This window comes from Streptomyces sp. NPDC047042 (assembly GCF_040644035.1).
GTDB lineage: Bacteria > Actinomycetota > Actinomycetes > Streptomycetales > Streptomycetaceae > Streptomyces.
In genome coordinates, this window is record NZ_JBEYVP010000005.1 from 230,717 (window position 1) to 253,739 (window position 23,023).

General features: G+C 70.7%; 22 protein-coding genes. 15 read left to right on the top strand and 7 right to left on the bottom strand.

The window, feature by feature from the left end:
* Positions 1 to 80 precede the first annotated feature (80 nt).
* The 8 genes from ABZ855_RS07415 (at position 81) to ABZ855_RS07450 (ending at position 7,485) form a co-directional block, all read left to right on the top strand.
* The gene (locus tag ABZ855_RS07415) at positions 81 to 941 is read left to right on the top strand and encodes a VOC family protein (RefSeq protein ID WP_360802399.1); all 861 of its coding nucleotides are present in this window, start codon (positions 81 to 83) and stop codon (positions 939 to 941) included.
* A 44-nt stretch (positions 942 to 985) separates the two neighbouring features.
* Entirely contained in the window at positions 986 to 2,539 is a 1,554-nt protein-coding gene (paaZ, locus tag ABZ855_RS07420; RefSeq protein WP_360802402.1) for a phenylacetic acid degradation bifunctional protein PaaZ, read from the top strand.
* Positions 2,540 to 2,557: 18 nt separating this feature from the next.
* Entirely contained in the window at positions 2,558 to 3,154 is a 597-nt protein-coding gene (locus tag ABZ855_RS07425; protein ID WP_360802405.1) for a YwqG family protein, read from the top strand.
* 222 nt (positions 3,155 to 3,376) lie between these two features.
* Positions 3,377 to 4,051, top strand: a complete 675-nt coding sequence (locus ABZ855_RS07430) for a hypothetical protein (RefSeq protein WP_360802407.1) — start codon at positions 3,377 to 3,379, stop codon at positions 4,049 to 4,051.
* Between the two features lie 135 nt (positions 4,052 to 4,186).
* The gene (locus tag ABZ855_RS07435; RefSeq protein WP_360802410.1) at positions 4,187 to 4,900 is read left to right on the top strand and encodes a hypothetical protein; all 714 of its coding nucleotides are present in this window, start codon (positions 4,187 to 4,189) and stop codon (positions 4,898 to 4,900) included.
* A 403-nt stretch (positions 4,901 to 5,303) separates the two neighbouring features.
* A complete protein-coding gene (locus ABZ855_RS07440) occupies positions 5,304 to 6,368 on the top strand; it encodes an aromatic ring-hydroxylating dioxygenase subunit alpha (RefSeq protein ID WP_360802413.1) in 1,065 nt (354 codons plus the stop codon).
* The gene (locus ABZ855_RS07445; RefSeq protein ID WP_360802416.1) at positions 6,365 to 6,553 is read left to right on the top strand and encodes a hypothetical protein; all 189 of its coding nucleotides are present in this window, start codon (positions 6,365 to 6,367) and stop codon (positions 6,551 to 6,553) included. The genes ABZ855_RS07440 and ABZ855_RS07445 overlap by 4 nt, the downstream gene beginning before the upstream one ends.
* Positions 6,550 to 7,485: a PDR/VanB family oxidoreductase gene (locus ABZ855_RS07450; protein ID WP_360802419.1), complete on the top strand. Its 936-nt coding sequence runs from the start codon at positions 6,550 to 6,552 to the stop codon at positions 7,483 to 7,485. Before ABZ855_RS07445 ends, ABZ855_RS07450 begins: the two co-directional genes overlap by 4 nt.
* A 93-nt stretch (positions 7,486 to 7,578) precedes the next feature.
* On the opposite strand, the gene ABZ855_RS07455 is transcribed toward ABZ855_RS07450, so the two are convergent.
* Positions 7,579 to 8,250 (bottom strand): hypothetical protein, encoded by a 672-nt coding sequence (locus tag ABZ855_RS07455; protein ID WP_360802422.1) that lies wholly within the window; start codon positions 8,248 to 8,250, stop codon positions 7,579 to 7,581.
* A gap of 224 nt (positions 8,251 to 8,474) precedes the next feature.
* Here ABZ855_RS07455 and ABZ855_RS07460 point away from each other — a divergent pair, with 224 nt between their 5' ends.
* From ABZ855_RS07460 to ABZ855_RS07470, 3 genes are read left to right on the top strand one after another with little or no spacing between them, the layout of a single operon-like run.
* A complete protein-coding gene (locus ABZ855_RS07460) occupies positions 8,475 to 9,131 on the top strand; it encodes a helix-turn-helix transcriptional regulator (protein WP_360802425.1) in 657 nt (218 codons plus the stop codon).
* Positions 9,132 to 9,163: 32 nt separating this feature from the next.
* Complete coding sequence (locus tag ABZ855_RS07465; protein WP_360802640.1) at positions 9,164 to 9,691, top strand: toxin-antitoxin system, toxin component; 528 nt, start codon at positions 9,164 to 9,166, stop codon at positions 9,689 to 9,691.
* Positions 9,692 to 9,704: 13 nt separating this feature from the next.
* Complete coding sequence (locus ABZ855_RS07470) at positions 9,705 to 10,883, top strand: MAB_1171c family putative transporter (protein WP_360802428.1); 1,179 nt, start codon at positions 9,705 to 9,707, stop codon at positions 10,881 to 10,883.
* A gap of 158 nt (positions 10,884 to 11,041) precedes the next feature.
* Here the strand turns inward: ABZ855_RS07470 and ABZ855_RS07475 are convergent, their stop codons facing one another.
* Positions 11,042 to 12,052: an alpha/beta hydrolase gene (locus ABZ855_RS07475; protein WP_360802431.1), complete on the bottom strand. Its 1,011-nt coding sequence runs from the start codon at positions 12,050 to 12,052 to the stop codon at positions 11,042 to 11,044.
* Between the two features lie 224 nt (positions 12,053 to 12,276).
* Between ABZ855_RS07475 and ABZ855_RS07480 the strand changes: the two genes are divergently transcribed.
* The gene (locus ABZ855_RS07480) at positions 12,277 to 12,504 is read left to right on the top strand and encodes a hypothetical protein (RefSeq protein ID WP_360802434.1); all 228 of its coding nucleotides are present in this window, start codon (positions 12,277 to 12,279) and stop codon (positions 12,502 to 12,504) included.
* Here ABZ855_RS07480 and ABZ855_RS07485 read toward each other — a convergent pair.
* Entirely contained in the window at positions 12,479 to 13,222 is a 744-nt protein-coding gene (locus ABZ855_RS07485) for a 4'-phosphopantetheinyl transferase superfamily protein (RefSeq protein WP_360802437.1), read from the bottom strand. The genes ABZ855_RS07480 and ABZ855_RS07485 overlap by 26 nt on opposite strands.
* A complete protein-coding gene (locus tag ABZ855_RS07490; protein ID WP_360802440.1) occupies positions 13,170 to 14,078 on the bottom strand; it encodes a metallophosphoesterase in 909 nt (302 codons plus the stop codon). Before ABZ855_RS07490 ends, ABZ855_RS07485 begins: the two co-directional genes overlap by 53 nt.
* A 365-nt stretch (positions 14,079 to 14,443) precedes the next feature.
* On the opposite strand from ABZ855_RS07490, the gene ABZ855_RS07495 reads away from it, so the two are divergent.
* Together ABZ855_RS07495 and ABZ855_RS07500 are read left to right on the top strand one after the other, a co-directional pair.
* A complete protein-coding gene (locus ABZ855_RS07495; RefSeq protein ID WP_360802443.1) occupies positions 14,444 to 15,601 on the top strand; it encodes an ATP-grasp domain-containing protein in 1,158 nt (385 codons plus the stop codon).
* A 164-nt stretch (positions 15,602 to 15,765) separates the two neighbouring features.
* Entirely contained in the window at positions 15,766 to 16,500 is a 735-nt protein-coding gene (locus ABZ855_RS07500; RefSeq protein ID WP_360802446.1) for a hypothetical protein, read from the top strand.
* Positions 16,501 to 16,605: 105 nt separating this feature from the next.
* Here ABZ855_RS07500 and ABZ855_RS07505 read toward each other — a convergent pair whose 3' ends face one another.
* The 3 genes from ABZ855_RS07505 to ABZ855_RS07515 all read right to left on the bottom strand — a co-directional run bounded on the left by ABZ855_RS07505 (position 16,606) and on the right by ABZ855_RS07515 (position 21,824).
* Entirely contained in the window at positions 16,606 to 19,659 is a 3,054-nt protein-coding gene (locus ABZ855_RS07505) for a glycoside hydrolase family 38 C-terminal domain-containing protein (protein ID WP_360802449.1), read from the bottom strand.
* Between the two features lie 66 nt (positions 19,660 to 19,725).
* Positions 19,726 to 21,063: a 6-phospho-beta-glucosidase gene (locus tag ABZ855_RS07510; RefSeq protein ID WP_360802452.1), complete on the bottom strand. Its 1,338-nt coding sequence runs from the start codon at positions 21,061 to 21,063 to the stop codon at positions 19,726 to 19,728.
* Positions 21,060 to 21,824, bottom strand: coding sequence for a DeoR/GlpR family DNA-binding transcription regulator (locus ABZ855_RS07515; RefSeq protein WP_319202261.1), 765 nt, complete (start codon positions 21,822 to 21,824; stop codon positions 21,060 to 21,062). Before ABZ855_RS07515 ends, ABZ855_RS07510 begins: the two co-directional genes overlap by 4 nt.
* Positions 21,825 to 21,951: 127 nt before the next feature.
* Between ABZ855_RS07515 and ABZ855_RS07520 the strand changes: the two genes are divergently transcribed.
* Positions 21,952 to 22,956, top strand: a complete 1,005-nt coding sequence (locus tag ABZ855_RS07520) for a carbohydrate kinase family protein (protein WP_360802456.1) — start codon at positions 21,952 to 21,954, stop codon at positions 22,954 to 22,956.
* The last annotated feature ends 67 nt before the right edge of the window (positions 22,957 to 23,023 follow it).

The window sequence follows — 23,023 nt, forward strand, 5'->3', positions numbered from 1 at the left end:
GGAGTCCTCCTCGGCTCGATGACGGCAACTTATTCGTCAGGACCTTGACCGTCAAGGGTCTAACAAATACGGTCTTCATCATGACGATCCAGAGCCTCGGGTATGTGGGGATCGGCACGCCCGATCCGACAGCGTGGGCGGAGTACGCCCGCAACGTGATCGGGCTCGCCGTCGAGAACGGCGAGCCCGACGACCCCGTACGCCACCGGCTGCGGATGGACCAGCATCCGTTCCGTATGTGGCTGACGGAGGCGCCGGTGGGCGGTGTCACCGTCATCGGCTGGGAGGTCCGCGACGCGGCCGCCATCGACGAGTTGACCGTGCGGCTGAAGGAGGCCGACGTCGATGTGACGGCGGGCACCGAGGAGGAGTGCCGGGAGCGCCAGGTCACCCGGATGGTGCACTTCACCGGCCCGGCGGCGATCCGCACCGAGCTGTTCTGCGGGCGCCGACTGGCTCCCAGCCAGTTCGTCTCACCGCTCGGCGTCGACTTCGTGACCGGCGACCAGGGGCTCGGACACGTGGTGATGAAGACACCGCACGTCCAGGAGGCGGTGGACTTCTACCGCGACGTCCTCGGCTTCCGCCTCAGCGACACCGCCGACTACCCCTGGGGCACCTTCTACTTCCTGGGCTGCAACCCCCGCCATCACAGCGTCGCCTTCGTCCGCTCGTACCGGAACGAGGGCACCCATCACATCCTGTGCGAGGTGACCAGCCCGGAGGAGGTCGGCCGGGCCCTCGACCGCACGCGCGAGCACGACGTCAAGCTCATGGCCACGCTCGGCAAGCACGCCAACGACGGGATGTTCTCGTTCTACATGACCTCGCCCGCCGGGTTCGGCATCGAGATCGGCGCGGGCGGTGTCCAGGTCGACGAGGACACCTGGGTGAGCCGTACGTACACGGCCGACGTCTGGGGCCACCACCCGGTCCCGTGACGCGGCTTCAGTTCTTCCCTCTTCGACGAAAGCGGCCGTATCCCATGCTTCTCGAAAGCCATCTGCAGGACACCTGGGTCGCCCCTACGGCCCATGACCCGGCGGCGGTCGACGTCCACGACGCCGTCACCGGCGAGACCGTCTGCCGCGTCTCCGCCCGGGGCCTCGACCTCGACAGTGCCTTCGTCCACGCCCGCGAAGTCGGCGGGCCCGCGCTGCGCGCGCTCACCTTCCACCAGCGGGCCGACCTCCTGGAGGCCCTCGCCGCCGCCGTCCGCGCGCGCCGCGAGGAGCTCTACGCCCTCTCCACCCGCGCCGGAGCCACCCTGAACGACGCCCGCTACGACGTCGACGGCGGCATCCGCGTCCTGCGCGACTACGCGGCGCGGGCCCGCGCCGAACTCCCGGACGCCCCCTGCCTCGTCGAAGGTCCCCCCGAGCGCCTGGCCCGCGGCGAGGACTTCCTGGGCGTCCACCTCGTCACCCCCTCCCCCGGGCTGATGCTCCAGGTGAACGCCTTCAACTTCCCCGTCTGGGCACCCCTGGAGAAGCTGGCCCAGGCCGTGCTGGCGGGCATGCCGAGCGTGGTGAAGCCGGCCACCCCGACCGCGTACCTCACCGAACGCCTGGTCCGGATCATCACCGACTCCGAGGCCCTGCCACCGGGGGCCCTGCAACTGGTCGCCGGCTCGGTACGCCCCGCGCTCGACCTGCTCGGCGAGCAGGACGTCCTCTCCTTCACCGGCTCCGCCGCCACCGCCGAGACCCTGCGCACCCACTCCGGCCTGGTCGCCCGCTCCGTCCGCTTCAACGCCGAGGCCGACTCCGTCAACGCCGTCGTGCTGGCCCCCGACGTCACGCCGGCCTCACCGCTGTTCGAGGCGTTCGTACGGGAGGTCGTCACCGAGATGACGGTCAAGGCGGGCCAGAAGTGCACCGCCGTCCGCCGGGTCCTCGTGCCCCGCGAGCACGAGAGCGCCGCGCTCGACGCGATCGCGTCCCGGCTCGCCGGGGTGAGCATCGGCAACCCCGCGTCGGAGGGCGTACGGATGGGCCCGGTCGTCAGCCTCGCCCAGCGCGAGGACGTACGACGGGCGGTGCGGGCCATCGCGGCGTCCGGGCGCTTCGTCCACGGCGACCCGGAGAAGGTGCGCGTGGTGGACGCCGACCCGGAGCGCGGCGCCTTCCTGGACACCCTGCTGATCTCCGCCGACCCGGACGCCGCCGCGCCCCACGAGGTCGAGCCCTTCGGCCCCGCCGCCACCGTCCTCGCGTACCGCGACACCGCTCACGCCGGCGACCTGCTGGCGCGCGGCCGGGGCAGCCTCGTCGCCTCACTGGTCGGCGACGACCTCGCCTGGACGACCGCCTTCGCCCTCGAAGCGGCCCCCTGGCACGGCCGACTGCACCTGCTCGACTCGACCAACATGGACCAGACCACCGGCCACGGATCGCCGCTGCCCGCCCTCAGACACGGCGGGCCCGGACGGGCCGGCGGCGGCTCGGAGCTGGCCGGCATCAGGGGCGCGCTGGAACTGATGCAGCGCACCGGGCTGCAGGCGTCCCGCCGGACGATCGCCGCGTTCCAGGATCAGTAGTCCGTCCCGGCCGGGCCCTTGCAGGAGGGGACCCTGCTCTTCTTCCTTTTCGACGGTCAGGCCGACGAAGACGTCTTCGTCTCGGCTGACGATCCCGAGACCTGGGCCGGGGCCCGGGTGTTGTACGTCCCCGAGAACACCCCCGTCCTCCCGAGAGACACGCCCCCGGAGTTGGCGGCGTTCCCGCGGGTGGAGTTGACCGCGGACACGGAGCAGAGCGCCCCCGAACTGGGGCTGCCCCAGGCCCGGCAAGCCCTGCTCGGCGACACCCGGCCCTGGCCTCACCCCCGCCAAACGCCTGCTGAACTCAAGTCGTTCCTCCGTGCCTTCGCCCGCCTGCGCACCCGGATCGGTCACCAGGTCGGCGGCCACGCCGTGCCTGTCCAGGGTCCGGTGGAGTACGACATCGCGAACGCGGCGCCCGGCGGCACGCACACGTGGGGTGACCGGACCCTGGACCAGGAAGCTGAACGCTGGGTCCTGCTCGCCCAGTTCGACAGTGACGGAGACGCGAAGACGGCGTGGGGCGACGAGGGCACTCTCTACTGGCTCATTCGCCCCGAGGACCTCGCCGCCCTCCGCTTCGACCAGGCCAGGCTCACCGTGCAGGGCTGACGCCGGGACCGGGAAGGTCGCATGCGGTGTTCCGCGTCCCTCCCGCCGGCGGCCGCTACGTGAAACCACGGCACTTGATACTGAGTTTCGCCGTGGAAGCGTGCAGGCCCGAAACGGTGTCGGTGGGCGGGGCTATCGTGCGAGGCACCCGATGCTTTCCGGGCCGGTTGGCCGGCGGATTCCGGGGTCAGGTCCGCCGCTGTTGTCCCGAGGAGGCACTTCATGGGCGCTCGTTCATTCATGCTGGCGACACGGATACCGATGTCACGCGACGGCTTCGACGAGTGGCTGCACACGCCCTTGCCGGGCCTCGACATCATCGAGAACCCGTCCGCGATGTACGCGGGCTGGGCCATGGACGGCGCCGCCCCTGACTGGGACCTGACCGATACCGCCGCCCACTACCCGCAGGCGGTGGCCGGGATCCGCGCCGACCGGGACAAGACCCCCCTGCACCTGCTCACCCCCCGCGCCGCCCAGGGCTGCGACCTGCTCCGCCACCGCGACGAGGCACTGGAGGCCTATCTGTACGACTACTACGGCGAGGCCACCAGCGCGCAGACCCACCTGCTGATGCTGGCCGGCGCGGGCCGCTTCGCGCACCCCTGCACCGAGGCGCCGGTCATGTACTGGGGCGGCGACATCGACCCCGGCCTCCCGATGCCCCGCGACGAGCCCCTGGCGATCATGCTCGTCACCCACACCCGAGCCCGCTTCGTCGGCACTCACCCGCTCGACACCCTGATCGCGAACCTGACCCCCCTCGAGACGGACTTCCTCACCGCGACCGCCCACAGCGACGACGAAACCCCAGCCCAGCCCTCCCCCGACCTGCTCGACCCCGCGCTCCACGCCGAGAGCCCCGGCCGGCCCTCACCCCCCATGGCAGACCAGTGAACCTCGTGCACGTTTTCCTCTCGCGCGGCCGATTCTCCTCGTCTCAGGACATGGGTGCTCTGCACTACCTCGGCCGGTTCATCTGTTCGGGCATGAGCTGAGGAGGATGGTCTTGTGGAGGAGCTTTTTACGCGGATGGCGCACGACACGCATCCGGTGGACCTGATGTGCCTCTACCTGCTGCATGGCTCGGTCGAACGGATCCCTGGCCTGTTGGTCGACCGGGAGGCACTGTCGTTCAGGCACCTGAGTCAGCGAGTCCGCGCCGCGGACCACTGGAAGTACGACGACGCTGACACGTTCTCGCTGCGCGTCAGGAAGAAGGTCCACGGACGGCTGTACGGCTTGGAGTTCAGAATCTGTTTCATCGCCGGTGAGCCCTATGCCGACGCGGTGATTCCGTTCGGCGCCGCCGTCGACCTGCCCCGGTTCCTGCACCACTTCCGTACGCACTACGCCTTGGCGGGCGCTCCGGGTGACTGGGACTTCGACGTGTACACGGACGTGCGCGATCTCCGCGAGAGTGTCGTGCTGTTCGGCAACCGCCGTGAGGTCTGGTTCCAGGTCAACCGCGGCCCGGTGACAACCGGCCGGAACAAACCGATTCCCTGGGCCCGGGGCCGGCTGCTGACCGGCCGCCTGCAGGGCAACAGGTTCGGGGCGAACGCGGTACTGACCGCGGGAAGTGCGATGTTCCCCGACCGTCATGACGTCGTCGAGGGCACCTCGGCCGAGGCGCGGGCATACCGGCGGTATGTGGCCAGGCTGCACAATCCTCTGCCGCTGCGGGTGGGACGGTCGGTCCTGCCCGAGTTCGGCGTGCGGACACGGCGGCGCCCTGGGGGCTGATCGAGCCGGGTCACGCGGCACCGGAGTGGTGGTCCAGGTGCCGGTTCGCCGAAGCGGCGGATCGTGCGTGCGGCCAGCAAGTCGACTCACCGCGGGTGGCCTGCGGATCCTGCGCGGGAGGACCCCGGGCCAGATGCTCGAACAGGGCGACCGTCTCCGCCCGGTCGTGAAGGGTGCGTGCGGTCCTGGACCGAAGCCCGTCACCCGGTCCGCTGCCCGGGGCAGCGGCGCCGTCATCGCTGTCTCTGCGCCAGAGCGGGCTCAGCCTGCCCTGACCAGCTCTTTCGTAGAGACACTTCCGCCTGACGGAAGCCGTCTTGCGCAGCCACCGCAGCCATCAGGAACCTGTTCCCAACCACGGCACGCGGGGCGACGACACCCCGCCGACAGGGACGGAACCCCCATGCCTCACACCACCGCCTTCGCCCGGAACCAGTGGTACGTCGCCGCCTACAGCCACGAGGTGGGGCGGGAGCTGCTCGGTCGGACCATCCTCGGGGAGCCCCTCGTCTTCTACCGCACCGAGGGCGAGGGAACGCCCATCGCGCTCGCCGACCGCTGTGTGCACCGGCGTTACCCCTTGTCCGAGAGCGGTCTCGACGGCGACCGGATCGTGTGCGGCTACCACGGCTTCACCTACGACACGACCGGTACGTGTGTGTACGTGCCCGGACAGAAGCGCGTCCCGCGTACCGCCCGTGTCGCCTCCTACCCGGTGGTCGAGCAGGACGCCCTGATCTGGGTGTGGATCGGCGACCCGGCCCTCGCCGACGCCGACACCATTCCGCGGGCCCGGCACCTCGACTCCCCCGGCTGGGTCACCGTCAAGGGCATGGAGCCGATCGACGCCGACTACGGACTCCTCGTCGACAACCTCCTCGACCTCTCCCACGAGACCTACCTCCACGGCGGCTACATCGGCACCCCCGAGGTCGCCGAGACGCCGATCACCACGGAGGTCGACGAGGGCGCGGGCATCGTACGGGTGAGCCGGCACATGGACGACGCCGAGTGCCCGCCGTTCTACGCCAAGTCGACCGGCATCAGCGGGCGGATCACGCGCTGGCAGGACATCGAGTACCACGCGCCGTGCCTGTATCTGCTGCACAGCCGGATCGCGCCCGTGGGTGTCCTGCCCGAGGCCGACGGCAGCGACCCGAACGGCTTCCACACCGAGATCACCTACGCCATCACCCCGTCGGCGGACGGGAAGGTGTACGACTTCTGGATGGTCTCGCGCGACTGGGCCACGGACGACGACGAGGTCACCGAGTTCCTGCGGGGCAACAACCACACCGTGGTCATGCAGGACGTCGACGCGCTCAACCTCCTGCAGCGGACGCTGGGTTCGGAGCGGTCCGGCTACCAGGAGCTGAGCATCAACATCGACACCGGCGGTCTCGCCGCCCGCCGTATCCTCGCCCGGCTGGTCGAGGAGGGCGACAAGCCGGTGGAGAAGGTCCTGTGAGCGGCAGCCCGACAGGCGAGGTCTATCGCATCGACTGGCTGCCGGGCACGGACATCCTGCACGGAACCTGTCACTGCGGCCGGGAACACAGCTCGCAGGACCCCATCGAGATGTGGGAGTGGATGCTCGCCCACCCACAGGGACACCAGCCACAGGGACACCAGCCACAGGGAACCAGCTCATGAACGTGTACGAAGCCGAACTCGTCGTCGAGCGGCGGGAGTCCGCCGCGGACGGGGTGCTCGCGCTCACCCTGCGGCACCCGCTGGGCGAGGAGCTGCCGGGCTGGGAGCCGGGCGCCCATGTCGACGTCCTGCTCGGGCCCGGCCTCGAGCGGCAGTACTCGCTGTGCGGCGACCCGGCCGACTCGTCGGAGTGGCGCATCGCGGTGCTCCGTGAGCCGGACGGACGCGGTGGATCGGCGTATGTGCACGGGCAGTTGGGGCTGGGCGACAAGGTACGGGTACGGGGGCCACGGAACCACTTCGCCCTCAAGCCGGCGCCCCGCTACCGCTTCGTCGCCGGGGGCATCGGCATCACCCCGATCCTCCCGATGCTCGCCGCCGCCGAGGCAGCGGGCGCCGAGTGGACGCTGCTGTACGGCGGCCGCACCCGCAACTCCATGGCGTTCACCGAGGAGTTGGGGCGTTACGGGGACAAGGTCACGTTCGCTCCGCAGGACGAGACGGGACTCCTGGACCTCGACTCGGAGGTCGGGCAGCTGACGGACGGCACCCTCGTCTACTGCTGCGGTCCGGGCGCCCTTCTCGACGCCGTGGAGTCGGTCTGCCCGGCCGGCGCGCTGCATGTCGAGCGGTTCACGCCCAAGGCCCAACAGGGCGGTGAGGACAGCGAGTTCGAGGTGGTCCTGCAGCGCAGCGGTCGTACCCTGACCGTGCCCGTCGACGTGTCCGTGCTGGACACCGTGCGCGCCGCCGGGGTCGAGGTCCTCTACTCGTGCACCGAGGGCACCTGCGGGACCTGCGAGACGGACGTCCTGGAAGGCACCCCGGACCACCGGGACTCGGTGCTCTCGGACGAGGAGCGGGAGGCGGGCGAGACGATGCTCATCTGCGTGTCCCGGTGCCGAGGCCCCCGGCTGGTCCTCGACCTCTAGGCATACAGACCTCCAGGCTCACAACACTGACGTGGCGGTGGCCCCGGTGCCGTCGGCGACCTGAACGCCGGCGGTTCCGGGGCCAGGTCCGGCTCACGCCTCCGGGGCCGGCACCACGCTCAGGTGGCTCGCCGAGCGCCGTGGGCGGCGTGTTCCGCGGGGGACGTCCGCCGGGCGCCGCGTCTCGCGGAGCACCAGCGTCAGCCTCGTATACCCCGCGTTCTCGAGGACGCCGGGGGTCTCGCACACGATGCGGCACGCGGTGGCGCCCCAGCGCGGGTCGGGGTGCAGCAACGGGCGTACGGCGCCGTCGTGTTGGACGGCCTCGTCGCCGACCGCGCGGATCCAGTGCGGCAGGCCCTGCCGGTAGGCCGCCTCCATGAGCGGGTCCTGGGCGATGTCCCGGCGGATGGACTGGAGACCGCGGTCCTGGGCGTGTCGTTCCAGGGCGGCGGCGAACTGGGCGAGCATCGGCAGGCACCAGCTCGACTCGTGCTCGCCGAGGACCGTGCCCGCGTCGGGATGGAAGAGGACGAAACGGAGAAAATTGTCGCCCGGCATGGCCGTGGGATGCGGTCCGACCGCGCGGAAAAGTGTCTCGAACGCGGCGTTGCAGAGGACCACGTCCCACCGGTGGTCGAGGACGACCGACGGAAAGGGCACGGCCTCCAGAAGTGTGGCGTAGTCCAGCAGATACGCCTGGGCCTCGGGACTCTCGGGGACGGGTCGCGGCGCAGGCCGCTGCCCACCTGCCTGAAATGCCATCGGGAGGTCACCCCTCTTGCTCATGCGGCCTTCACGCGGCGCCCTGATCCTGCTGCCCCGCAATAACTCGTGTCAACTATCGTGGCATTTCATGCCCGTTGACGGCTGATTCTGGCCACAGATGTGGCGAGAGCTGGATGTGAGTTCGAACAACCCGCTACTCTCTCCGGGCAGTTCACAGCAACAGCTACGACGTACACGCAGAAGACGTAGGAGACCTGTCGGTGACGGATGGCTACGAGGTTCCGGGCGCCACGGCGACGGTGCTGCTGTCCGCGGTCGTGGTCCGTGTCACCGCCCTCGCGGACCGGCTCGGCGTACCGCATGCCGAGGTCTTCCACACCGGGCGGCTCTCCGTCGCCTCCGGTGTCCCGGAGAGCGTCGTCAAGGCCCTGCTGAGCGGGCAGAGCGCCGGCGAACCCGATCTCCAGGCCCGGTTCCTTCAGCGGCTGGGCCTGCTGCGCCGTACCCGGCTCAAACCGAACGGCCGTAAGTACACCCAGCAGGAGATCGCCGACGGCGCCGGAATGTCCCGCCAGCAGGCGGGCGCCCTCATCAACGGCGACCGGCGTCCCACCATGGAGCACTGCGACGCCATCCAGCGCTTCTTCCGAGTGCACGCCGGATTCCTCACCGCCGAGGACCCCGAAGCACTCGCGGGCGCCCTGAGAGCCTCCGAGCAGGAGCTCCTCCAGCAGCTCGCGGACCGTGAGCGCGAGGCGGCGAGGACCGTCGACGACCCGCTGGAGCGGCTGTTGCAGGACCACGGTGTCCGAGGAATCGCCTGGCGGGCCGCGCAGCTGCCCTCCGACCAGCATCGCGACAAGGTCGCCGAATGGCTGGACATGCTTCTGGAGAGCGTCAAGCGGCCGGAGTCGTGATCCGAGGGATGACTGTGAACATCGGCAAGCAGATGCGCCGCCTGTGCGGCGAGTTGGTGACCGAGCTGCAGCTTCCGGCACCCGCGGAACCCGCCGACCTCTACGCCGCCCTGTGCGCGGCCATGAGCAGGCGGCGCGGCCGTCCCGTCCTGTTCCGCGCGGCACCCTTCCCGCCCGGCACGGCCAGCGGGCTGTGGCTGGACATGGCCGACCAGGACCTCATCGTGGTCGAGGAACGCACCGCGCCCGACCACCAGTTGGTGATCCTGGGCCACGAGCTGTGGCACATGCAGGCCGGGCACTGCGGCCACCATGTCGAGGGCGCCGCCGTCGCCGCCCGGCTGCTCAGTGACTCCGCGGACCTCCAGGCCACGGTCCGCAAGGTCGCCGCCCGCACCCGCTCCCACCTCGCGGACGAGCAGGACGCCGAGAGCTTCGGCCTGCTGCTGGCCAGCAAGTGCCGTACGTGGCTCGCCGGTTCGGCGCACCGGCCGGTACGGCGGGACCAGCTCGCGGGCCGCATCGAGGCCTCCCTGGGCTATCGCTGGCCGCAGAGCTGAGGGAGCGCCCGGCGTGAACGACTCCAGCTACTACGTTCCGTCCGCCGCGATGGTGATCGTCCTGCTCCTCAAGGGCCGGGCGGTACTGCGTGCCTGGCGCGACCCGTTGCTGCGGTCGGTGTACACGCTGCTCCTGCTGTCCGTGCTGGTGTTCCTCTTCGCGGCCCCGCCGACCATCTCCTGGGTCAACCGAGTCACCGCCGTCCCGAACATCTCGGCGCCGCTCGTGTACTGCCTGCTGAGCGCCTTCAGCGCCTCGTGTCTGGTGCTGATCATCAACTGGCGCGGGGGCCCGCCCGAGGCCACCCGGCGTGCCTCGCGCCGCTGGATCGCCGGGTACGCGGTGGTGATCGTGGCGACGGCGGCGCTGTTCGCCCTCGGTGACGCGCCCGAGCAGCGGCTGCGCGACTTCGACACGCACTACGCCAACACGCCGTTCATCCGCGAGATGATCGTGCTGTACCTCGTCGCGCTCACCGTCGCGAACATCGCGATGAACATGGTGTGCTGGCCGTGGGCGCTGCAGGTGCACGGCTGGCTGCGGGTGGGGCTGCTCGTCATCGTGGCCGGCTTCTTCTGCAACATCGCCTTCGCGGCGACCAAGCTGACGGCTGTCATCGCCCGCTGGAACGGCGTCGACCTCGATTATCTGAGCACCTATGTCGCCCCCGCGATGGCCGCCGCCGCGGAGGTCGTCACCGCGGCCGGCTTCTGCATCCCGCTGGCCTTCCAGCGCGTCGGGGACGTGTGGAGCGCCTGGTCGACGTACCGCCGCCTCAGCCCGCTGTGGCGGGAGCTCGCCCCGTTGTCGGAGCACGGCGACCGGACGGTCCGTATCGCCTGGTGGTCACCGGCCGAACTCCAGGTCACCCAGCGGGAGTCCGACATCCACGACGGCATGCTCAGCCTGTACCCGTACTTCGACCAGGCCGTGCGGACCCGGGCCTACGACGCGGCCCGCGCCGCGGGCTCCTCCCCCGACGGCGCCCGCGCCGAGGCGGACGCGGCCATGGTGACAGCGGCGTTACGGGCCAGAGCGGCGGACCCGGAGGGCAGGGTCATCACCGCGGCAACAACAGAGACCAGCCCCCCACCCCCAACAGCCGGCGCCCCCCGAGACCTGGTCGCCATGTCCCGCGCCCTACGCAGATCCCCAGTAGTGGCCGAGATACGGCAGAGAAGCACCCCATAAGGGGCGCGGCCAACTGCTTCCAGGGACGCGCGGCCCAACCGCCTTCAGGGGCGCCGGGAACTGCTTTCAGAGGCGCGCGACCCAACCGCCTTCAGGGGCGCGGGGAACTGCGCGACAAGCCACAACGCACCCGCACCCCACCCGACAACCGAACCCACCTACGTCGCACTACGCTCACTCACCTCACGCAACCCCTGCTCCGCCGCCCGCCCGGCACACCCCTCCACCAGCAACTCCCGCCAGTGCTCCCGACTCCACGCCGCCGGCGAACTCCCCCCGGTGAACTCCTCCACCAGCGCCACGAACCGCGCCGGATCACTGTGGAACGGAAAATGCCCCGCCCCCTCGAACACCTCCAGACGACTGCCCGGCATCGCCTCGTGCGCGCGGTACGCGTGCCGCACAGGCACCACGCTGTCCCGGTCCCCCCACAGCAACATCGTCGGCATGCCCTCAGTGAGATAGCACCGGTCGAGCATCGTCACCACCTGCCCCCGCCAGTCGACCACCGCCCGCAGCGTACGGATGAAGGCGTTGCGCGAGGTCTCGTCGGGCAGTGCGTCGACGAGGGTGAGCAACTCGGTGGCGTCCTGCCCCAGACCGGTGCCCAGCAGCTTCATCAGCCGCACCCCCACGCCCACTTGAAGCCGCATCCCGGGCAACCGCAGCGCGGACAGCGCGAGATGGGCGCCCGGCAGCGAGACCGCCCGCAGCACGGGATTGACCTCGCGGCCCACACCGCCCGCGCTGACCAGGATGAGCCGCTCGGTGCGCTCGGGGAACTGGTAGGCGAACTGCATCGCCACCCCACCGCCGAGCGAGTGTCCGACGAGCGTCGCGGACTCGATGCCGAGCGTGGTGAGCAGGTCGCGCACCCCGTTGGCGTAGGCGGCCACCGAGTAGTCGGCGCGCGGCTTGTCGGACGCGCCGTGGCCGAGCAGGTCGGGGGCGATCACGGTGTGGCTGCGGGCGAGGTCGGGGATCAGCTCGGCCCAGGTCGCCGAGGAGTCGCCGATGCCGTGGATGAGGACGAGCGCGGGGCCCTCACCGGCCATCCGGAAGGCCCGGCGGTATCCGTGCACGACGCGGTACCGCAGCTCCAGCTCACCGTCGCCCACCGACCGCAGCCGTACGGCGCGCGCCGGTCCGTGACGTGGAATGTCCGTCACACCGCTCACCTCCCCGCTCCCCGTGCCCTGACCGGGTTGCCGAAAACCCTTTCCCTGAGCGTAGAACCCCATTCCCACAGGGCGTTTCGAGGAGGTTTCGCCTCCGCTAAGCGAGCGAACCGACGTGTGAGGAACCGCGATTGTCAGTGGCGGGCGGCAAGCTTGGAGACGCAGGGATGAGCAGAGCCGAACCGAGATGACGCCGACATGGGGAGAGCCGTCCGATGCCGACCGCCGTACTGACAGACCGTGAGCGCACCGCCGTCCAGGCCTACTTGCGGCTGCTGCACACCGTCCGCGCAGCCTTCGACGTATCACCGGACGGCCGCCGACCACCCGTCGTGCCGCCCGCCGTGCTCGCGGAGGCGGAGGCGGCCCTGGCGCAGGCGGGTCTGACGGGCAACGAGGAGAGGTTCTTCGAGTTGCTCAGACAGGCTGGTGCGGCACACTGACCGCCGTGGCCAGCAGGCCGCCCCGTACGGTCCAGCGCCCGTCGAAGCCGCCGAGTCGCCGGCCGTCGAGGACCGGCCCGGGCACCAGCAGACGGGCCCGGAAGGTGCCGTGCGGATGGGGACCGGAGGCGGCCGTGAAGTCGATCTCGGCCTCGGTGAAGTCCAGCCACTCGCCGGTCAGCGGGAACCACGCCTTGTAGACCGACTCCTTGGCGCTGAACAGCAGCCGGTCCCAGTACACGGGTTCCCCTCGCGCGGGGCCCCCGGGCGCGCCCGCGCCGTCCGTCGCCAGTGCGAGCAGGTGTGCCCGTTCCCTGGGCAGGGACACGGAGTTGAGGACTCCCGCGGGCAGCGGCTCGTGGGGTTCGGCGTCGATGCCGATCGAGGCCAGGTCGGTGGCCGGGACCAGTGCGGCGGCGCAGTAGTCCTCGCAGTGGGTCATGCTGCCGACCAGGCCGGCCGGCCACTGCGGGGCGCCCCGTTCGCCGGGCAGCACGGGCTGCGGCGGCACGCCGAGCTTCTCCATGGCCCGGCGGGCACACGCGCGGACGAGAGTGAACTCGTGGACGCGCTTGGGCACCGCCCGGGCCACGATCTCCTGCTCCTCGGGGTACAGCGTCACGCCCCCGGGCTGGCCCGCCCCGTACGCGCCTACGGCCGTCTCGTCACCGTGTGCTTCCACGGTCACGACCGTGGCCGGAAGCAACTCCTCGATCATCGGATCCGACCTCCATCGGCAGTATGCGGCGCAGCTTTCCCGGGTCTCCCGGTCGCTTCTGCCATTCGCGGGGGTAGCCCACCGACACTTCTTCGAAGCGAACACCCTCGTGCCAGGTGGTCCGAGGGATGTGCAGATGACCGTAGACCATGGTCGCGACGCGGAACCGGCGGTGCCAGTCGGCGGTCAGTGTGGTGCCGCACCACATGGCGAACTCGGGGTGCCACAGCACGTCCATGGGGTGCCGGTCCAGCGGATAGTGGTTGACGAGCACCGTCGGCAGGTCCTCGGGCAGTTCGGCGAGCCGCCGCTCGGTGTGGGCGACCCGGGCCCGGCACCAGGCCTCGCGGGTGGGATAGGGGTCGGGGTGCAGCAGGTACTCGTCGGTGCAGACGATGCCGGTGCCCTGCGCGTACGCCAGCCCCTCCGCCTTGGTGGCGCAGCCCCGCGGCAGGAACGAGTAGTCGTAGAGGAGGAACAGCGGCGCGACGACCACGGGGCCGCCGGGGCCCTCCCACACCGGGTACGGGTCCTCGGGCGACGTCACACCCAGCTCACGGCACAGGCCGACCAGGTGCTCGTAGCGGGCGACGCCGCGCAGGGTGACCGGGTCCTTGGGGTGGGTCCACAGCTCGTGGTTGCCGGGCGCCCAGATCACCTTGCGGAACCGGCCGGCGAGGGTCTCGAGGACCCAGCGGATGTCCGCCACGTTCTCCGACACGTCGCCGGCGACCACGAGCCAGTCGTCCTCGGTTTCCGGGCGCATTCGTTCGACCAGGGCGCGGTTCTCCGGGTAGCCGATGTGCAGATCACTGATCGCCAGCAGCTGTCCGACGCCGTCGGCCGTCGTCTCCACCCCAGCCCCTTCCGCATCCCGAACTCCGCCCGTGCGGGCGCCCGTTCGGACCCACAAGAACACATCGCCGACGGCCGGACAAGTACGGCTTCCGGCCCTCCGTTCACCCGCTCGGCGCAGCTCACCGGGCGGGTCGAAGATCATTACAGGGGACCACGGTTGGTGCACAAGGCAACACACGGGGTACTGCTGTCAATTCCGTAACACGCGCGTAGCAGGAACAGGGTCCGCGGAGCCTTATGATCGCCTCAACACTTCCGCCAAAAACCCGGTTCGCACCCGGCGGCTTGTCGTGTTCCCAACTCTCCCCTGGCCGGGCTCGGCCTTGCTTCGCCGCGCCCGTGAACCCTGAAAGGTGGCCCTGCATGGTCTCTCGCGTACGCGTCTGGCTCAACCGCACGTACGCGGAGAACGTGTTCTTCGTGGAACAGCTGCGGAGAAATCCCAGCGACCGCGCGGTGGAGATCCACGCCACCCACGCCGACGCCGACTCCCCCGTGCTGGCCGCCGCCGACACCGCCGCCATGGAGCCCGAGGGCCTGTCCCCGGCCGCGTACGTGGAGTACGCGCTCGACCAGTGCGACCGCCGTGAGATCGACGTGTTCGTGCCGCGTCTGCACCAGGACGCGATCGTCCAGCACCGCGCGGACTTCGAGGCCGTCGGCACCAAGCTGCTCGCGCCCACGCCGGAGGCGGTGGCCGTCTTCCAGGACAAGGCGACCGCGTACCAGGCCGTCGAGGCGGTCGGGGTTCCGGTGCCACCGTGGTGGCGGGTGCGCAACGCCGACGAACTCCTCGTCGCCGTCGAGCAGTTGGAGGCCGCCGGGCACAAGGCGTGCTTCAAGCCGGCGGCGGGCGCGGGCGGGGTGGGCTTCCGCGTGATCACGCGCGCCCCCTTCTCGATGTCGCACCTCAACGGGTTCCCCACCCCCTACGTCCAGTTGGACATGGTGCTCGACGTACTGCGGAACACGGACGAGGACGTCGACTGGCTGGTGATGCCCCGTCTGGAGCAGCCGGAGGTGTCCGTCGACTGCCTCACCGGCCCCGACTCGCGCATCCGGATGGCGATCGGCCGCACCAAGAACGGCCGGCGCCGTGGCTTCACCCTCGACGAGGCCTGGCTGGAGCCCGCGCGGCTCATCGCCGAGGGCTTCGGGCTGCACCACCTGAGCAACATCCAGTTCCGGATGTACGAGGACCGGCCGGTGCTGATGGACGTCAACACGCGTCCGGCCGGCGGTCTGCACCAGCTCTCGCTGTGCGGCATCAACGCCCCTTGGGCGGCAGTGCAGTTGGCGCTCGGCGAGGACCCGGGCGACCTGGTCCCGCCGTTCCTCGGCCAGGACTACGCGGTGATCTCCGCGCCGCGCCCGGTGCGTACGGTGTCGGCGCCCGCGGACGAGGTCCCGACGCCCACGTCCACGCTGCCCGCCGTACCCGCACCGGCGGTCGTCGAGGAGCCGGTCACGGGAGCGACGGCGGAGGCCGCCACGGGAGCGCCGGCGACGGCCACCGCGTAACACCCCTGCCGGCCGGACCGCTTTCCCGGCGGCGCGGGGCCCGTCACTCCGGTGACCGAGGTCCCGCTCGCCGGGGCCGGAAAAGAGCCGTCGCCAGGCCCCCGCATCGGGAAGAATCATCGGCGCGCGGTCGCGGGGGCCGCCCGAGTCTTCGGGAGACAGTCATGGGGGACACGGGCAGAGCTAGGGGCGGTGGCGGCATACGCCCGCTGCTCGCCCTCGGCCTCTTCCTCGTCGTGGCCGTCGGCGCGCTCAGCGCCTGCGACTCACCCGCCTCCCGGACCCAGGCCGCGTTCCAGGCCGACGTGGCGAGTGACCGCGGCCAGCTCTTCGCGGGCCGCCTCGAGTACCGTTCCCGGCTCTCGACCGGGGTGGGCGAACCCCGTACCTTCCGGATCAACCTCACCGCTCTGAGCGACGAAGCGGCGAGCCGGAGCACGCTGGACGAAACGCTCACCGAGACCCGCTCGTTCCCGGTGGGCGGGGTGGAAGGGGCCGCCCTGACGGCCACGGACCCCGATGTGCGGGTCGCCCTTCTCACCGACGTCGAGGCGCGACAGGTCATCGTCAGGCCGGGGGACGCCGTCGAGTGGTGGTGGAGCGTGTCCTCGAACGAACCGGGCGACTACGAACTCCTCCTGTCCGTCACCACCTACCAGGGCGACTCGGACCGCGCCCTGGCCACCCTGACCCCACCGATCACCGTCCGCCTCCACGTCGGCGAAACCTGGAACCACCGCCTAGACGCCATGCTGAGCACGATCGTCACCTGGGGCGGAGCCGCCATCGCCCTGACGGCCCTCCTGGCCTTCCGAGCCCCGATCACCACCTTCGTACAGACCCGCAGAAGCGCCCGGCAGGAACGAACCCACGACTATCACAGGGACGGTTACCGGTAACGAAACGGGCGGGCCGCAAAAAACACGGCCCGCCCCAAACGCGCCCCTATAGGGGCGCGGGGAACTGCGCGACCAGCCCCCACCGCCCCGCAGCCAAAAAACCGCCTACCCGGCGGAGCCCCTGGCCAGCCGCAACGTCAACACCTCGAACGGCCTCAACGCCACCGCGACGGAATCACCCTCCACCGCCACCTCGGAGAGCGGCCGCTCCAGCAGGTCGGTGATCTGCGCCCCCGCCAACGGGAACCCGGTGCACACCACACCCTCGGCCCGGCCACCGCGCGACTCGTACAACCGCACGACGACATCGCCGGACGCGTCATCCGCCAGCTTCACCGCCTCGATGGTCACCCCGTCACCGTCCGCCCACACCACCGGCTCCGGCGCACCCGCCGCGTCCGCGACACGCAGCGGCAGGTTGAGGGAGTAGCCCTCGGCCACCGCGTCCTCGATGCTCGCGCCGGGCAGCAGCGAGTACGTGAACCGGTGCTTGCCCTGGTCGGCGCCCGGGTCGGGGATGCGCGGGGCGCGCACCAGCGACAGACGGACCGTGGTCGTCGTACCGCCGTCCTCGCGGACCGTGCGGGAGACGTCGTGGCCGTACGTCGAGTCGTTGAGGACCGCGACACCGTAGCCGGGCTCGGCGAGGTGCACCCAGCGGTGGCCGGAGACCTCGAAGCGGGCCGACTCCCAGCTGGTGTTGGTGTGCGTGGGCCGCTGGACGTGGCCGAACTGGATCTCCGCACTGGAGTGTGCCGCACGGATGTCCACCGGGAAGGCCGCCTTGAGGATCTTCTCGGCCTCGTGCCAGTCGATCTCCGTCTCGAAGTCGATCCTGGGGCTGCCGGCCCGGACGGTGATCGTCTGGACGATCCTCGACCCCTTGCCGAAGGCACGCTCCACGCGGATGGCGCCGAGGAGCGGGTCCTCTTCGGTCACCGTGACGGAGGACGTCTCCAGCAGGTCCGTGTAGCGGTTCTGGTAGTGCTTGTCGATGTCCCAGGCGTCCCAGTAGTTCGGGAGGTCGGTGTGCAGACGCAGCAGGTTGCCCTTGTCGGCGAGGACCTCGCGGTTCGCCCTCAGGTCGCGGACCGAGGCGAGCGTGCCGTCCTCGGCGACCTCCACCCGTACGAGCCCGTTGTCGAGGATCCGTCCGGCGGCGATGGTCACCGGCTGCGGGGGCTCGGCGACGGACAGCGGGGCGCTGCCGCTCGCCGGGACCTCCACGTACATGGGGACGCCCGTCGAGGTACGGACCACCTCGGCCCGGTCGTAGGGGCTGGTGTTGAACGCGCGGGACTCGCCGCCGCCGAGCGCGGCGACCGCCTCGGCGGTGAGCGCCTCCAACTCCTCGGCCACACGCGCGTATTCGGCCTCGGCCTCGCGGTGCACCCAGGCGATGGACGAGCCCGGCAGGATGTCGTGGAACTGGTGGAGCAGGACCGTCTTCCAGAGCCGGTCCAGGTGCTCGTACGGGTACACGTAGCCCGGCGCGTGCAGCGCGGCCGTGGTCGCCCACAACTCGGCCTCGCGCAGCCGGTGTTCGCTGCGCCGGTTGCCCTGCTTGGTGCGGGCCTGGGAGGTGTACGTGGCCCGGTGCAGCTCCAGGTACAGCTCGCCGACCCAGACCGGGGCGTCCGGGTACTCCTCGCGGGCCTTGGCGAAGAAGTCGTCGGGGTGCTCGACCTCGACCGTCGCAGAACCTTCCAGGTCGGCCAGCCTGCGCGCCCGTTCCATGATCTCGCGGGTGGGGCCGCCGCCGCCGTCGCCCCAGCCGAAGGGGGCCAGCGAACGCGTCGCGGCGCCCTTCTCCTGGTAGTTGCGGGACGCGCGGGCCATCTCCTCGCCGCTGAAGCGGGCGTTGTAGGTGTCGACGGGCGGGAAGTGCGTGAAGATCCGGGTGCCGTCGATGCCCTCCCACCAGAAGGTGTGGTGGGGGAACTTGTTGGTCTGGTTCCAGGAGATCTTCTGGGTGAGGAACCACTCGTTGCCGGCGAGCTTGGCGAGCTGCGGGTAGGCCGCGGTGTAGCCGAAGGAGTCCGGCAGCCACACGCCCTTGGTCTCGACGCCGAAGTGCTCGATGAAGAACCGCTTGCCGTGGATGAGCTGGCGGGCCATCGCCTCACCGCCGGGCAGGTTGCCGTCGGCCTCGACCCACATGCCGCCGACCGGCGCCCACTGGCCCTTCTTCACCGACTCCTGGATGCGGGCCCACACCTTGGGGTAGTTGTCGCGCACCCACTCGTACTGCTGGGCCTGCGAGCAGGCGAAGATGAAGTCCTCGTACTCGTCGGCCAGCGAGGTGACGTTGGAGAACGTGCGGGACGTCTTGCGCTTGGTCTCGCGGATCGGCCACAGCCACGCCGAGTCGATGTGCGCGTGACCGACACCGGAGACCTTGTGGGCGCTGGCGTTGGCCGGCTTGGCCAGCGCGGGCGCCAGGGCCGCTCGTACCGCCGCCGCCGATCCGGCCACGTCGTCCAGGTCGAGGAGGTCGAGCGCGCGGTCCAGGGCGTGCGCGATCTCGTGGCGGCGCGGGTCGTGGTCCTCCAGCTCCAGCATCAGTTCGCGCAGTACCTGGACGTCGAGGTCGAGGTGGAAGACCTCCTCGTCGAGGACGGCGAGGTCGGCGCGCCGGAAGGTGTAGATCGGCTTGTCGCCGGCGGTGAGGACGTCACCCATGGGGGTGATCCTGGAGAAGTTCTCGGCGAGGATGTCCGGGTTGGAGGCCGCCTCGACGAGGTAGTCGATCTCCTCGCCGCCCGTGGCCGGGTTGGCGATCGGCACGTACTGGTTGAGCGGGTTGACCGCCTTCAGCGGGGTGCCGTCGGTGAGGTGGACCAGGGCCTCGGCCTGGTTGCCGGGCCAGTCGCCGACGAAGCCGAGGTCGATGACCGCCTCGACGCGCCGGCCGGCCCACTCTGCGGGCACCTGCCCGCGCATCCGGAACCAGGTGGTGCCCCAGGGCGGGCCCCAGGGGGTGTCCATGGCGAAGGGCGCGTAGGACGCGGCCGCCGCCTCCTCGAAGGAGACCGGCTCGCCCGGCGCCTGCCAGGCCTCGATCTCGAAGGGAACCGTGGCCGCGTAGATCGCCGCCTTGATCCGCTGATCGTGGAGTCGCTGGACGCGCTCCTCGATCCGCCGGCGTTCGTCGTGCATGAGAAGTCTCCAGACCAGATACGAGCAGACCCGATACGAACAGATCCGATACGAGCGGGAAAGCGCTTACTTAAGGTACGCGAGGCCAGGGTGGACCGCGGTGTATCCGTCCACCAGTCTGCGGGCCACGTTCACGGAGTCGACGAGCGGGTGCAGGGCGAACGCCTTGACCGCCGTCGCACGGGAGCCGGACGCGGCGGCGGCGAGCACCTCGCGTTCGACCGCCTTGACCGAGCAGACCAGGCCGGAGGCGTGGTCGGGCAGCGGGTCGACGGTGACGGGGTGGGCGCCGTTGGCGTCGACCAGGCAGGGCACCTCGATGACCGCCTCGGCGTCGAGCACCGAGAGCGTCCTGCGGTTGCGGACGTTGAGGATCAGCGTGGTGCGCTCGTCGCGGGCGATGGCCCGCATCAGGGCGAGGGCGACCTTCTCGTAGCCCCCGGACAGGTCGTCGGCGTCGCGTTCGCCCGCGCCCGCCGTCTCGCGGGCCTCGGCCATGTAGGTCGCCTCGCGCTCGGCGCGGGTGCGGTCCCAGGCGGTGAGGGCGGCGGCGTCAGGCTTCTTCATCTCGTCGTAGAAGCCGGCCTGCTGGTCGCGCAGGAAGGCGCCGCGGGTCTTCTCGGCCGCGCTGTACGCCCGTACGGCCTCGCGGTTGAAGTAGTAGTAGTGCAGATACTCGTTCGGGACCGCGCCCAGGGACTGCAGCCAGTCGGTGCCGAAGAGCTTGCCCTCCTCGAAGGAGCCGAGGAGGTCGGGGTCGGCGAGCAGCCGCGGGAGTTCGTCGCGGCCGTTGATCCTCAGGCCGCGTACCCAGCCGAGGTGGTTGAGGCCGACGTAGTCGATCCACGCCTCGCCGGGGTTCGCGCCGAGCACCCGGGCGATGCGGCGGCCGAGGCCCACCGGGGAGTCGCAGATGCCGATGACGCGGTCGCCGAGGTGGCGGGACATGGCCTCGGTGACCAGACCGGCCGGGTTGGTGAAGTTGATGACCCAGGCGTCGGGGGCGACCCGTGCGACGCGCCGCGCGATGTCCTCGGCCACCGGGACCGTGCGCAGACCGTACGCGATACCGCCCGCGCCGACCGTCTCCTGGCCGAGGACGCCCTCGGCCAGCGCCACCCGCTCGTCGTTCGCCCTGCCCTCGAGGCCGCCGACGCGGATCGCGGAGAAGATGAAGTCGGCGCCGGTGAGCGCCTCGTCGAGGTCGGTCGTGGCGCTCACCTCGGGGGCGTCGGGCACCCCGGCCGCCTGCTCGGCCAGGACCCGGGTGACCGCCGAGAGGCGGCCCGCGTCCAGGTCGTGCAGGACGACATGGGTCACCCGGCCCTCGGCGTGGTCGCCCAGGAGCGCCCCGTACACGAGCGGCACGCGGAATCCGCCGCCGCCCAGAATCGTCAGCTTCAAGGTTGCACCTTTCCTGCCGTGATGACCTGCACCCCGGCCTCCTGAAGGGAGGACTGCGTCGCCGGGTCCACCGGCGCGTTCGTCACCACCATGTCCAGCTCCCCGGGGCCGCAGACCCTCGCCATGCCCGTGCCGGGGAACTTGGCACGGTCGGCGAGCAGGACGACCCGGTCGGCGGACTTGATCATGGCGCGCTTGACCGGTACCTCGACGACCGTGGTGTCCATCACCTGGCCGCCGGGCCGGATGCCGCTGGTGCCGAGGAAGAGCCAGTCGGCGTGCAGCTGGCGCAGGTTGTCCTCGGTGAGGAAGCCGACCAGGGAGCGGTACTCGCGCCTGACCATGCCGCCGAGCAGCACCAGTTCGATGCCCTCGTCGTCCACCAGCTCCTCGAAGACCACCAGGTTGCTGGTGATCACGGTGAGCCGGCGGCCGTGCAGCTGGCGGGCCAGCCGGTAGGCGGTGGTGCCGATGTCGAGCAGCACGGACTGGCCGTCCTCGACGAGGGAGGCGGCACGGGCGGCTATCGCGTCCTTCTCGGCGACGCGCACCTCGGCGACCTCGGCGAAGGGCTGGTCGCCCTCCTCGACCACGGCGCCGCCGTGTACACGTGTGAGCAGGCCCTCCTCCTCCAGTCGGACCAGGTCACGCCGGATGGTGGCGGGGCTCACGCCCAGTTGCTCGGAGAGATCGGTCACGGCCGCGGGGCCGCCCGAGCGCAGGGCCCGCAGGATGAGTTGATGTCGTCTTTCTGCCAGCACGTGCTGAACAGTACTCGTCATCTTCAATCATTTCTATGCTTGCTTCTGCTCGACTCTTGCCAAATCTTCCGAAGGCGCGCACGATTCCCGTCATCAAATTGACGAGTTTTGACGAGAGGATGCACGCGTGGACGACGATCGGCCCGATGTGCTGCTGACCGGGCTGCTCTTCTTCGACCTCGTCCTCACCGGTCTGGGCAAGCCCCCGACGCCCGGCGAGGAGATCTGGACCTCGGGGATGGGCACCAGCCCGGGCGGGATCGCGAACCTCGCGGTGGCCGCAGCCCGGTACGGTCTGCGGACCTCGCTGGCCACGGTCTTCGGCGACGACGCCTACAGCGCCCACTGCCGGACCGTCCTCGCCGACCAGGAGGGCGTCGACCTCTCGCTCTCGCGCACCGCGGACGGCTGGCACACCCCCGTCACCGTCTCGCTCGCCTACGACGGCGACCGCGCCCTGATCACCCACGGGCAGCCGCCCCCGTACTCCCAGGACGCCCTGCTGGGCGACCCGCCCGACGCCCGCACCGCCCTGGTGCACATCGAGGCCGAACCCCACCGATGGCTGGCCAAGGCGGCGGCGAACGGCACGCAGATCTACGCGGACGTCGGCTGGGACCCCACCCAGCGGTGGTCCTCCGACCTCCTCGACCAGCTCGCCCTGTGCCACGCCTTCCTCCCCAATGAGACCGAGGCGATGGCGTACACGCGTACGGACACCGCGGTCGCCGCGCTGGGCACGCTCAGCGAGCTGGTGCCGGTGGCCGTCGTCACCCGCGGCGGTGACGGCGCCGTCGCCGTCGACCAGACGACGGGCGAGTACGCCGAGGTACCGGCCCTGCCCGTGGACGTCGTGGACTCGACGGGCGCCGGTGACGTGTTCGGCGCGAGCTTCGTCGCGGCCTCCCTCGGCGGCTGGCCGCTGGAGGAACGGCTGCGGTTCGCCGTACTGGCCGCCTCCCTGTCCGTGCGGGAGCGCGGCGGGGCACTGGCCGCGCCCGGCTGGTACCACGTCCACCGCTGGTGGCACACGCTCGACGACCCCGAACTGCGGCGCGCCTACGGCTTCCTGGCCGACCGGCTGCCGGCCGATCCGGGGCCGCCGGTGCGGTTCGCACCCGTCACACCCTGACCTTTCCCCCATTTCCCGACCCCTTACCGACATACACATATACGCACTTTACGTACTTACGCACCGA